Origin of the sequence: Gracilibacillus xinjiangensis, from assembly GCF_042651765.1 — a bacterium.
GTDB classification, from domain to species: domain Bacteria; phylum Bacillota; class Bacilli; order Bacillales; family Amphibacillaceae; genus Gracilibacillus; species Gracilibacillus xinjiangensis.
This window is the reverse complement of the sequence record NZ_JBHSDT010000001.1, coordinates 23,335-35,352: the sequence shown is the minus strand read 5'-3', so window position 1 is coordinate 35,352 and position 12,018 is coordinate 23,335. Positions and strand designations below refer to the sequence as shown.

Genomic DNA, 12,018 nt, shown 5'->3' with positions numbered 1-12,018 from the left:
TATCATAACGCTATTAAAAGAAATTTTTGTTAATTAAGTGTAAATTTAATGTAAATTACTTCTTTACATAGCTGAAATAAAATGAAGTTTCACTTCCATTTTTGCAAGCTTCTCCAAGTGTTTCTTTTGTTTCTCTGCTTGGTATTCCTCTGGTGTCCAGTCACCGACACAATGGATTGTAAAGATCAATTCTGTTTTCTTTCTATGGATAGTTATATCTTTCACTACTTGTCTTTTTGTAGCATCCAAACAATAAGTGAATTTTAGTAATGCACCAAGATGACGTAATTTTCTCCGTTCTTCTTTTAAGAACCAATTTTTATATGGTTGGATAAATTGTTTAAAAACAGTTTTATTTTTATAGGAAGCAATTAGAGCAAGCATTAATCTTTCTTTGTGCATTAATCCATCGATTGTTCTGTTTGCAAGCAAATAGAAAGTGTGCTGTGCACTAGATTCTGCATCAATATATTCACCTAAATGGCAGAGGTAACTTGCCCTTTTAACAAGATTCCAATCATTTTTATCCAGATGCATTATCCCATTGTGTTTTAAGAAGTCAAATACTTTTCTTGTCAAATATTGGACATGCATTATTTGTTTTGGTTCTAGATTATAGTCATTAATAAGTTCTTGAATACTATCCTCCAACACATTAGGAAAGAGGATAGATCCCATCTCCTTTGATAGTTGTTCATAAAATACCCCATCCCGGAGCCCTTTTCTACTTAATATAAAACATTCTGCTTGTATTGTTTGATATAATGTATGAAAGACTTGGATTGCAGGAATGATGATATCAGCCCTGTCTTTTGACAACCCTTCAACCTTGGGCAATTTCTCTGGGTTTAATGATGTTAAATAATTGTTAACCATTTGAATATCTTTATCATACATTTTGTATTGATGAAGCCCGGCTAACGGATACTCTTTCATATTCTGTTCTATTTGAACTAAGTTCCGTGCACTTCCACCAATTCCAATTAAAGGAACATCTCGTTCGGTTAGCCATGGGAGTGTACGAAATTGTGCTATTAAATAGGAATGAAGTTGTTCAAGTTCCTCATCTGTTGGAATTTCATTTGCAAAAAAATCTTTTAATGTCAGTGCACCAAATGAAAAACTATGTGATTGAATTAGCTTTCTGTTTTCAAAGTAAGTGACCTCAGTACTTCCTCCGCCAATATCAACAGTAATTCCTGTTTCAATTGATGTTGAATTGACTACGGCTAAGTAACCGTAATATGCTTCTTCTTCTTCAGATAGAATACGCATTGGAAGGCCAGTTTCCTGTTCTGCTATTGCTTTAATTACATCTTTATTATTAGCTTGTCTTATTGTAGCTGTTGCAACACATATAACTTCTTTTAACTGATAAACAGACAAGACATCCTTAAAGCTATTCAATGTGGAGACTAATTTGTTTATCCCGGCTTTGGAAAGATTATTATTCAGGTCAAGGAAAGTTCGTAATCTTGCAACAGCTTTCACATTCTCTACTTCTTTTAGGCGGCCACCTCTTTCTTGTAAGTAAATAACTAGCCGCATTGTGTTTGATCCAATATCAATTATTGCATAGTACTGTTTCTTCACTACATATCACCAGTTTTCTTGTTGGAGTTTTAGTATAAAAAATTAATGATGATAGGATTAGAAAAACTACGATCCTGATAAGTCATCATCGTCTATTTTGTATTATTATACCATAACAGGATGCAAACATAATATGGGATTGGTAATAGATATGTGGAAGAAACAGTTTAGATTAAATACATAATATGAACTTGTTTATATAATTATGTCTTTCACATATAACTTATTAATGAATAAATTAAGCGAAGACCCTTATCGTTTCTGCTCGTAAGTACAGAAGAAAGATAAGGGTAGTGCCGTTTTCCCAGTAAGCATAATGCACTTCAATTAGGATGTTTTGGAACGAGATGTTATGTTGACTAATAGATCTTGATAATTCTTTGCTGTTGTCTTATCACCAATAGCATTGTAACTTTTCTGTAAATACTGCAGTGGCTTCGGATCATCTGGAGATAATTCCATCTCCCATTCGAAACATTTGATTGCTTTATCATATTGTTCTAATTGGTAGTAGAGTTCACCAAGTACAAATTGTTTGTCAGGATTCTGTTCAAGTTGTTTCATGTTTTTAAGTTTAGTCGTTACAGGTAATTCGATTTGCTCTAAATAGCCTAGCATTTCTGTTATTGAGATGTGTGGTAATAATTTCCTCATACAATAGTGGACAAGTTTCTCCATTTTTGTTTGGTCATTTTTAAAATTTTTAATAATATAAGAAAATAATTGATCCTTATAATGGAAAAGGAATTCTCCATCAACTGTCAGAAGAGCTTTCTCAAAAACATCTAATTGTATTCCGTTATTCGACATTAACATGTTCGCAATTACTGCATCATTAGCATGATTATCAGCTAGTTTTTTTAAGATTCTATCAGATGCAGGATTTACTTTCAGCAGTTCTTCCCAGAAAGATACAATAATTTCATTATTATTTATTTTATTTAGCAGTGCCTCGAAATTGTCTAATTTATGCGTTTCAATTGGAAATTTTTGAGTTTGGAATAATTGATAATATAGTGCAAGTGCATCAAACCATCGTTCTTCCTTGTCGTAAAACTGGAATAATTGATCGTTTATCGGATTTGAGGTAAGGAAATTAACAGCCGTAGCTTCAATATATAGTGGGTCTGCCCATTTAGTAACCATGGTATTGAAATCTTGATAGGATTCTTGATATTTTTGAAAATCCATATGGTGAATCATATCTGTAGCAAAGCGATCATGCGGTCGGATTTGGATATAGTTAACAATAGTACGAAAGGCCATCTTCATCTGCCCATTACGACGGTATTGATAAAATATCTTCTTACACAATGCTCTAATTTTTCTGTGGTCAAGGAAATTATCAAACATGGAAAGAACATAAAGCATTTCAATATCTGCATATTTATCTTTAAGGTTTTGGAACATTTGATTTGATGTAGTTATACGGTATTTCTTATTGGTGTTGAGAAAGGCTCTCGTAAGAGGATGGTTGGAAGGGTATTGGTTACCATTAGTATAAGCATTGGTAAGAAAGGATTGGAGTTTCATTGCGTTTAGTTTTTTTGCATTAATAAATTTATTTTTATAGAAAATCGCTGTAAAATATTGTTGGTTTGCATCAATCATCTCGACAATCTTGGCCTGTTTGTATATTGTCAGATGTTTCACATTCATTTTTATTTCTTTTTTATGGTGAATAAGCTTAATAGTCGTCATAATCCGCAACAACTCCTTTTTTCTTGGTAGTTTTATCATATCACATTAGATAATGTGGTGAAAGGACATTGTTATGTAAATTGTATGTTAAGAAAACTGCTAATACATTCGATTATTTATTTGGCTATGATAAACTGTAAGAAAAACATAGGGGGATACGAAGTTGTTAAAAGAACTCATCTGGTCCATATTAATAGCTTTATTAATTGTGCTTATCCCGTTCGGTGTTGTTTTATAAAAATAATGAATGAGTCTAACCAGCCTGCTTTCGCGGTTGGTTTTTTTAATTTTTTGAACTATGTTGCATTCTTGATCCTTTAAGTATGTTGAGAAAATTGAGCATAGAACTTGAAAGTCAAAGAAGGTCAAAGTATAATATGAATCAGAAAAGGTCAAATATAGTCAAAGTCAAAACTGACCTACACTAAAGAAATTGAAGGAGGAAGATATGATGAAATGTCAAAATTGTGGAATACGCCAAGCCAACATAACTGTTAGCCTTCGATTCAATGATCAAACTCAACAATTACAAGTGTGTGATACATGCTTTAATGAAATAAAAAATCAAATGAACCAACCGTCTAACATGTTTGGCGGACAAGACTTTCATTCCTTTTTTTCAGGGAATGCTAATGGATCAAACCAAGCCCATACAAAAACATATAATAAAAATAAACGAGGTAACGGTCTGATTGACCAGCTTGGAAAAAACTTAACAGACGCTGCAAGGGCAGGTTTAATAGACCCAGTAATTGGGCGAGATAAAGAAGTGAAACGTGTGATTGAAACATTAAATCGACGTAACAAAAACAATCCTGTACTTATCGGTGAACCAGGAGTGGGTAAAACAGCAATTGCAGAAGGACTAGCATTAAAAGTTGCGGAAGGTAATGTTCCTTCTAAATTATTGAATAAAGAAATATATATTTTAGATGTCGCATCACTGGTAGCTAATACTGGTGTGAGAGGTCAATTTGAAGAAAGAATGAAGCAATTGGTCAAAGAATTACAAGAACGCCAGAATGTAATTTTATTTGTAGATGAAATTCATTTACTAGTTGGTGCTGGAACAGCAGAAGGTTCACAGATGGATGCAGGAAATATACTAAAACCGGCTTTAGCGCGCGGTGAATTGCAATTAATCGGTGCAACCACTCTTAAGGAATACCGGCAAATTGAGAAGGATGCAGCACTTGAACGTCGATTCCAACCGATTATAGTCAAAGAACCAAGCTTGGAAGAGGCGGAGCAAATTTTACAAGGATTAAAAGAACGTTATGAAAATTATCATAAAGTAACTTACTCTGATGAGGTCCTTCGTGCTGCTGTTACGTTATCTAAACGTTACATTCAGGATCGCTTCTTACCAGATAAAGCAATCGATTTAATTGATGAAGCTGGTGCAAGACTTAATCTAGAAGTGTCGGAAACAGATCATGATGCACTACAACAACGACTAGATGAAATTTCTAAAGAAAAAACGGAAGCAGCTGAACAAGAAGATTATGAGAGAGCAGCTAACTTAAGACACCAGGAAATTAAGTTGGAGAAAAAATTGGCTGAAACGAAAGAAGCTCCAAAAGCGGAAATAAGTTTAGAAGATATTCAGTTGATTATCGAAGAGAAAACAGGAATCCCAGTTCGAAAGATTCAGGCAGATGAACAATCAAAAATGAAAAAGTTAGCAAATAACCTGTCTAAAAAAGTAATTGGGCAACAAGTAGCAGTCGATAAAGTAGCTAAAGCTGTCCGCCGCAGCCGTGCTGGATTGAAAGCAAAGGAGCGTCCAATAGGTTCTTTCTTATTTGTTGGGCCAACTGGTGTTGGGAAAACAGAATTAACGAAAGCTTTAGCAGAAGAACTCTTTGGTACAAAAGACGCGATGATAAGACTTGACATGAGTGAATATATGGAAAAACACGCTGTCTCAAAAATAATTGGTTCACCTCCAGGATATGTAGGACATGAAGAAGCAGGTCAACTTACAGAAAAAGTACGCCGTAATCCTTACAGTCTCATTTTGTTAGATGAGATAGAAAAGGCACATCCAGATGTGCAAAACATGTTCCTGCAAATCATGGAGGATGGTCATTTAACTGATAGCCATGGGAGAACAGTAAGCTTTAAAGATACAGTAATAATAATGACAAGTAATGCCGGTACAGGGTCAAAGAAAATTACAGTCGGCTTTACAAGTGGTAACAATGAAGCTGTCTCAACATTGGAAAATTTAAGTGGTTATTTCAAACCAGAATTTTTAAATCGGTTTGATGCGATTATTCCATTTAACGAATTGACACAGCAAGATTTATTGCAAATTGTTGATTTAATGTTAGGGGATCTTGCTGCTCAATTAGCAGAGGAAGGATTAAGTGTGGAAGTTAGTGATCATGCGAAACAGTTCCTCGCAGACAAAGGCTATGACCCAAGATTTGGTGCCCGTCCATTGCGTCGTGTTATTCAAGACAAAGTAGAAGATGGCATTACGGACATTTTATTAGAGGAAGAGAATGTATCTCAAATTTACATCACATTTGAAAATGACGATATTGTGATAACAAAGGAATAAGATGGATAGTAGGTTTACTCTAGCTGATAAATGAAGATCAGCTAGAGTTTTTTTATAAAAATATCATACTTTTTTGCTCTTTATTTGTCTAATGCATATGATGGAAAATAGGAGAGGAGAAATCTTTACATATATTTAGTGGCTTGATTCACTAATAGAATAGATAGAGGAACAGATATCCAGGTTCTGTTAAAACAAAGAAGCACAGGCTTGCTAATCCTTGATAGCAAGTCCGTGCTTAATATAATAATTACTCTTAGTATATGAACTTTTTTTAAAATGATTACTGAAACATAACTTTAAATGTTAGTAAAATAAATGTGAAGAAATTAGGATTTTTCATTCTCTTTCGGCCCATGTAAATCCCCTCCGTTTTTTAAAATAAAATATTGTATATAAAGAATAACATTGGTTTATCATGTGCAAAATTAACTTGTTAGAAAAAGTAACGCAGTTTTTTTATTATAAATTTATGAGCGATATGCTAATATACATAACGAGAATGATTACAATACTTCTTGGTATAATAAAAAGAAAAGAGGAGGGCTTTTTTTATGATCAAACAGGAAACAGAATATGGACGACTGGAAAGAGTGATTTTATGCCCGCCAAAATATATGGAAATTAAAGAAATCATTAATACAACGCAAAGAGTCTACGAGGATGATAACATTGATGTAGACCGTGCAATGAAACAGCATGAAGGTTTTGTGCAAGTGTTAAAACAAAATGATGTAGAGGTAATCTTGCTTGATCCGAAAGAAGAATTTAATGAACAGGTGTTCACGAGGGATATAGGCTTTACGATTGATGATACAATTTTCCTTGCACGAATGGACAAGGATATTCGTAAGCCAGAAGTAGATATACTTAAGGCATACTTAGAAGAAAAGGAAATTAAATACCAAACACTGCCAACTTCCTCAATCGAAGGTGGAGACGTCATTGTATCACCTGAATATGTTTTTGTAGGTGTAAGTACGAGGACAACTCGGGAAGCAATCGATTCTCTGCAGAAACATCTGCCTGATAAAGAAGTAATACCATTGCCAATCAGGGAAGACATATTACATTTAGACTGTGCCTTTAATATAATTAGTGAGAAGGAAGGCATCATTTATCCACCTGTGTTTCAACCGGAGGATGTTCAATGGTTAAAAGAAAGATTTGATTTAATCGAAGTGTCAGAAAAAGAGCAATTTACATTAGGGACAAACGTTTTGTCAATTGGTGATAAAAGAATTATTTCATTAACCGAAAATGATGAGGTAAATAATGAATTAAGAAAAAGAGGTTATCAAGTTATCGGCGTTCCTTTTACAGAAATCATTAAATCAGGTGGCTCATTTCGATGTTGTACAATGCCAATTGAGCGGAAATAGATGTATAAAGATTATCATTGCAAAGCTAAAGACTATTCCAGTCGTTAATGGAAATAGTTTTAGCTTTTTTTATGTTTGTTAAGGGCTGTTAAGTTGGTTTTTATTAATAACAAATCAGGTTATTTTTTACAGAATAGGGAAAACGAATAATAAACAATGAACATATCATACTAAAAATAGAAAGTAGGTGGAATGGATGAAAATTGGTGTCCCAAAAGAAGTGAAGCAAGATGAAAACCGGGTAGCGATGACACCGTCAGGGGTTATGTCATTAAAAAATTCCGGTCATCAAGTTTTTATAGAGACAAATGCAGGTGTGGGAAGCGGTATTTCGGACAGGGATTACCAGGGGGCGGGAGCTGTCATCGTTCCAACAGCTGAAGAAGCATGGGCACATGAACTAATTGTTAAAGTAAAAGAACCGCAAAAGGAAGAATTCGCATACTTTAAGGAAGGGCAATTATTATTTACTTACTTACATTTAGCAGCAGAAACGGAAGTGGCGGATGCTTTAATCTCAAATAAAGTAACAGGAATCGCGTATGAAACCATTCAAAAAAATACGGGTGAATTACCACTGTTAACACCTATGAGTGAGATTGCCGGTCGAATGTCAGTACAAGTAGGGGTCCACTTTCTGGAGAAGATTCAAGGCGGCAAAGGTGTATTAGTTGGTGGTGTGCCAGGAGTAGAACCAGCTAATATTGTGATCATTGGGGGAGGATTTGTTGGAACAAATGCTGCAAAGGTGGCAGTCGGTCTTGGAGCGAATGTAACAATGCTCGATATCAATATCAATCGTTTAAGAGAACTAGAAGATACTTTTCCAGGTAAAATTACCACACTTGCTTCAAATGAGTATAATATTCAAACACAAGTGATGAAGGCAGATCTGTTAGTAGGAGCTGTTCTTGTCCCAGGTGCAAGGGCTCCTAAATTGGTAACAGAAGAGATGATCCAATCAATGGAGGATGGATCAGTAGTTGTAGATGTAGCGGTAGATCAAGGAGGTTCTATTGAATCAATTGATCATGTAACAACACACGAGAACCCTGTATATAAAAAGCATGGTGTCACACATTATGCTGTTGCAAACATTCCGGGGGCAGTCCCCAAAACAGCAACATATGCATTAACTAATGTGACAACACCGTATGTATTAAAGCTTGCTAATTTAGGGATCGATGAGTTCATTAGAAAGGATTCAGCATTTGCAAAGGGGTTAAACACTTATAAAGGCAAAATCGTACATGAAGCAGTTGCTCAAGGACTTGATAGACGATATGTAGAACTTCATACAATTTTTCACTAAAAAAACCGGGATTTCCGGTTTTTTAGTGAAAAAATGCTAATTCTTCTTCAATTGCTTTTCGAATCTTTGCTAAAGTTTCTTCAGGCGTTTTTCCATGAATTCTTTTACCATTTACCATTGCATATGGTTTTAAACGGCACAGCCCGCAGAAGTTGAGACAATCATTAATAAGTACTGCAACTTCAGGATATTCAGATTCGATGATTCCTTCTATATCAAATGTGTTCATTAGATTACTGTCACATATTTCTACAACTACTATCCCTATTTTCATCACCTTCCATCAAAATCTGTAAGACATTAGTAACAGAAATTGCATGAATCGACCTTAACACTAACTATATTACCAATACTTTGTCAACTTATAAGTTTTACTGGAATAAAACAAATAACAAAAAGTGGATGGGCGCACTCATTAAAGCAATATAATATAAATTATGTTGCAGATTTCTGGATTGTATTAAGTGTCGCTTAAGAAAATATGAGAAGGATCAAAGGTACAATTAGCGAGACAATAACAGCACTAATTGTCATGGATAATGCACTGACAGCACCAGTTAATTCACTATCCTCTAATGCTTTAGCTGTTCCGATGGCATGTGAAGCTGTTCCAATTCCTAATCCTCGTGCAACAGGGTGTCTGATCCGTCCAACCTTCCACATTAACGGACCGAACATTGCTCCGCCTATGCCCGCAATCATTACAAAAATTGCAGCTAAGGACAAATTTCCGCCAACTGTATCAGCAACACTTAACGCAACAGGTGTTGTTACGGATTTAGGTGCAATTGCTGCAATAATTGATTGATCGAAATCTAACGTATAACTAAGCAATACACCACTTAACACACCAACGAAAGATCCAAACCAAATACCGATAAAGATTATATAGGAATATTTCTTAATTAAATGCCTTTGTCTATATAAAGGCAAAGCCAGAGAAACGACTAATGGACCCAGAAAGTGATCAATCCACTGTCCTCCGTTCATATAAGCAGAATAAGGAATGCCTGTAATTATTAAAAATAATACAATAAGAAGTGAAGTTACTATGATTGGTAAAGTAAACGGTGTAGCTATAAAGCGATAAAACGTTTTGCTAAGATAATAAAGGATAACAGTAGCTGATAGAAAACAAAAACCGATAAAAAAATCAATCATTTTGTATTTGCCTCCTTACGAAGAAGCCTGTCAGATAAATAGCTAGTCGTGAATATAACCACCATTGTGCTGAGGAAGGAGATTAATAATAATAAGCTTCCTTTCCCTTTAAGAAAATCAAAAAATTCGATCACACCAACAGTCACTGGAACGAAAAAAAGTGGCATATCTTTGATTAACAGATCAATTCCATCTTTAATAATCTTCTCAGGAATAACTTTTGTTAATAATAGAACAAAAAATAGCAGCATACCGATAATGCTACCTGGGATCGTTAAGTTTAAAGATGTTTGAATTGTTTCACCTGTATAATTAAAAAGAAAAAGCACAGCTATTTGTATGACAATACGGATGGATTTGAGCATGATACAAGCCTCCAGAAAAAAAACCTAACCGATTTTTGAGAACTATATTACATAGTACAATAAAATCGGTTAGGTGACAAAGTATTCACATTGCTTCTTCGCCCTCTTTGGATGTTTCTTGGTGTGCGAAGTAACAATCTCTTGTAATAACATATAAATCATAGATTGGTTCATCAGAAGATGCCTGATTCACCTTTTCATATATTTCTGGAAAACTTTCATTTGCGTACATAACAAATGGAACTTTTAGAATCGCTTTCGATGAGCGAAGGTTCGTTTTACGGATTTTAATAAATATTGCATTAATCGAATAATCATAAAACAGCTCACTAAAGAAAGCGTCCTTTGCTAGTTTATTATAACCTTGCCCAAAATAAGGCTTACCAATCCATGTTGCAAGAAAACCAGCTCCATTCTCAATATCAAAAAGGTTAATTGTACCGATCGGATTATAGCATTCATCCATAATGGTACGTGAAATCAATTTTCCATTTTCCTCAGATTCAATCGTCTTTTTTGTTAAAAAGTAAAATTCATCAGTAGAGAATGCCTTATGTCTGACATATGGAAAGACTTCAGGGTGCTTCATTAATTCATATAAAGCAGGTGCATCTTGTAATTCTCTTTTTTTTAGCATTAAAAAACCCTCCTGTTTGGTGGAGGGTGTTATGGAAGAAGACAGGTTTACCCCATAGTAACGTTCCATTCACCCTCGAATTTTTATCAAAAAGCCACAAAAATTCGGGGTGGGAATCGAACCCACTAGAACCAGACTTCTCGCTGGTGGCGCACCATTTGCCTTCCCTCTATGCCGACACATAAATGTTTCAAAAAAATCTATCCTTATCTTACACAATTAATGTATATGTTGTAAATAGTTTTTTGTTAAAAAATAAAGAAAAAATCAAAGTAATATGGAGTAACTTTAAGAAAAGTTAACATAAATTACACTGGATTAATAATACGTCAAATTATGAGCAGAAATAGGTGTATTTGGCCGAAATATCGAAATTATTTGAAAATTTCTTTTAACGCACTATTAACTGTCGGGTATTTAAATTGGTAGTTTAAAATTAATGCTTTTTCCGGTAATACTTTTTGTCCCTTCACAACAAGCATACTCATTTCACCTAATATTATCTTTAACAGAATAGTTGGCACTGGCAGCCAATTTGGTCTATCAAGAATCTTAGCTAACCTACCTGTCATCTCTTGGTTAGTGACGGGTTGTGGTGATGTTACATGAAACGGCCCTTCAACATATTTATTATCAATTGCAAACACAATCATCCCTACAACATCATCTATATGGACCCAGGAAATCCATTGATCTCCATCACCAATCCTGCCGCCAACATACAGTTTAAATGGCAGTGCCATTAATGAGAGGGCCCCTTCTCTGCCAAGTATGACACCAAACCGTGCAAGAACAGTACGTACCCCTTCTGCTTTCACCTGTTGTGCAGTTTGTTCCCAAGCTTCTGTCACTTCTGATAAAAAATCATTACCAGGCTCACAAGCTTCCTCTGTAAAGGTTTCTGATTTTGAAGTACCAAAGTAACCGACAGCCGAAGCATTAATTAAAACTTCCGGTTTCAAATCTAATTGTTTAATTATTTCATATATTTCATATGTAGTATTAATTCTACTTTGATAAATTCGATCTTTCTTAGTTTTTGTCCAGTAACCAAAAAGCGAATCCCCTGCAAGGTTTACGATAGCATCTATTTCTGGCAGTTCCTTAGCTGGATCTGACCCATCAGTCAACCAACCAACATAGCTTACTTGATCTGTATTTTTATACTTAGCCGGGTTTCTTGTCAGGATATAAATCATATCTCCTCGTTCTGCCAATCTTTTTGTTAAATGCTTTCCCACATAACCTGTACCGCCTGCTATTGCTATTTTCACGATGACGACCTCCCAAATTTAATT

At 34.8% G+C, this 12,018-nt stretch carries 10 protein-coding genes; 3 read left to right on the top strand and 7 right to left on the bottom strand.

Going from position 1 to position 12,018, the window contains the following annotated elements; genetic code table 11:
- Nucleotides 1-63: 63 nt before the first annotated feature.
- Together ACFOY7_RS00175 and ACFOY7_RS00170 are read right to left on the bottom strand one after the other, a co-directional pair.
- The gene (locus ACFOY7_RS00175) at nucleotides 64-1,593 is read right to left on the bottom strand and encodes a Ppx/GppA phosphatase family protein (protein WP_390248172.1); all 1,530 of its coding nucleotides are present in this window, start codon (nucleotides 1,591-1,593) and stop codon (nucleotides 64-66) included.
- 327 nt (nucleotides 1,594-1,920) lie between these two features.
- Nucleotides 1,921-3,294: a tetratricopeptide repeat protein gene (locus tag ACFOY7_RS00170; RefSeq protein ID WP_390248170.1), complete on the bottom strand. Its 1,374-nt coding sequence runs from the start codon at nucleotides 3,292-3,294 to the stop codon at nucleotides 1,921-1,923.
- Between the two features lie 451 nt (nucleotides 3,295-3,745).
- Here ACFOY7_RS00170 and ACFOY7_RS00165 point away from each other — a divergent pair, with 451 nt between their 5' ends.
- The 3 genes from ACFOY7_RS00165 to ald all read left to right on the top strand — a co-directional run bounded on the left by ACFOY7_RS00165 (nucleotide 3,746) and on the right by ald (nucleotide 8,557).
- Nucleotides 3,746-5,863 carry an ATP-dependent Clp protease ATP-binding subunit gene (locus ACFOY7_RS00165; RefSeq protein ID WP_390248168.1) on the top strand — a complete coding sequence of 706 codons (2,118 nt, stop codon included), beginning with the start codon at nucleotides 3,746-3,748 and terminating at the stop codon, nucleotides 5,861-5,863.
- A gap of 554 nt (nucleotides 5,864-6,417) precedes the next feature.
- A complete protein-coding gene (locus ACFOY7_RS00160) occupies nucleotides 6,418-7,245 on the top strand; it encodes a dimethylarginine dimethylaminohydrolase family protein (RefSeq protein WP_390248166.1) in 828 nt (275 codons plus the stop codon).
- 196 nt (nucleotides 7,246-7,441) lie between these two features.
- On the top strand, nucleotides 7,442-8,557 hold the full coding sequence (ald, locus tag ACFOY7_RS00155) for an alanine dehydrogenase (protein ID WP_390248164.1): 1,116 nt from the start codon (nucleotides 7,442-7,444) through the stop codon (nucleotides 8,555-8,557).
- A 22-nt stretch (nucleotides 8,558-8,579) separates the two neighbouring features.
- On the opposite strand, the gene ACFOY7_RS00150 is transcribed toward ald, so the two are convergent.
- The 5 genes from ACFOY7_RS00150 to ACFOY7_RS00130 form a co-directional block, all read right to left on the bottom strand.
- On the bottom strand, nucleotides 8,580-8,825 hold the full coding sequence (locus ACFOY7_RS00150; protein WP_390248704.1) for a YuzB family protein: 246 nt from the start codon (nucleotides 8,823-8,825) through the stop codon (nucleotides 8,580-8,582).
- Nucleotides 8,826-9,028: 203 nt separating this feature from the next.
- The gene (locus tag ACFOY7_RS00145) at nucleotides 9,029-9,718 is read right to left on the bottom strand and encodes an LrgB family protein (RefSeq protein ID WP_390248162.1); all 690 of its coding nucleotides are present in this window, start codon (nucleotides 9,716-9,718) and stop codon (nucleotides 9,029-9,031) included.
- Nucleotides 9,715-10,083: a CidA/LrgA family protein gene (locus tag ACFOY7_RS00140; RefSeq protein ID WP_390248160.1), complete on the bottom strand. Its 369-nt coding sequence runs from the start codon at nucleotides 10,081-10,083 to the stop codon at nucleotides 9,715-9,717. The genes ACFOY7_RS00145 and ACFOY7_RS00140 overlap by 4 nt, the downstream gene beginning before the upstream one ends.
- 85 nt (nucleotides 10,084-10,168) lie before the next feature.
- The gene (locus tag ACFOY7_RS00135) at nucleotides 10,169-10,720 is read right to left on the bottom strand and encodes a GNAT family N-acetyltransferase (protein WP_390248158.1); all 552 of its coding nucleotides are present in this window, start codon (nucleotides 10,718-10,720) and stop codon (nucleotides 10,169-10,171) included.
- 374 nt (nucleotides 10,721-11,094) lie between these two features.
- Nucleotides 11,095-11,994 carry a TIGR01777 family oxidoreductase gene (locus tag ACFOY7_RS00130; RefSeq protein ID WP_390248156.1) on the bottom strand — a complete coding sequence of 300 codons (900 nt, stop codon included), beginning with the start codon at nucleotides 11,992-11,994 and terminating at the stop codon, nucleotides 11,095-11,097.
- Nucleotides 11,995-12,018 lie beyond the last annotated feature (24 nt).

Excerpts from the sequence above, each read along its gene's own strand:
- ACFOY7_RS00145 (WP_390248162.1), bottom strand. The coding sequence starts at position 9,718 with ATGATTGATTTTTTTATCGGTTTTTGTTTTCTATCAGCTACTGTTATC.
- ACFOY7_RS00165 (WP_390248168.1), top strand. The coding sequence starts at position 3,746 with ATGAAATGTCAAAATTGTGGAATACGCCAAGCCAACATAACTGTTAGC.
- ald (WP_390248164.1), top strand. The coding sequence starts at position 7,442 with ATGAAAATTGGTGTCCCAAAAGAAGTGAAGCAAGATGAAAACCGGGTA.
- ACFOY7_RS00135 (WP_390248158.1), bottom strand. The coding sequence starts at position 10,720 with ATGCTAAAAAAAAGAGAATTACAAGATGCACCTGCTTTATATGAATTA.
- ACFOY7_RS00170 (WP_390248170.1), bottom strand. The coding sequence starts at position 3,294 with ATGACGACTATTAAGCTTATTCACCATAAAAAAGAAATAAAAATGAAT.
- ACFOY7_RS00140 (WP_390248160.1), bottom strand. The coding sequence starts at position 10,083 with ATGCTCAAATCCATCCGTATTGTCATACAAATAGCTGTGCTTTTTCTT.
- ACFOY7_RS00160 (WP_390248166.1), top strand. The coding sequence starts at position 6,418 with ATGATCAAACAGGAAACAGAATATGGACGACTGGAAAGAGTGATTTTA.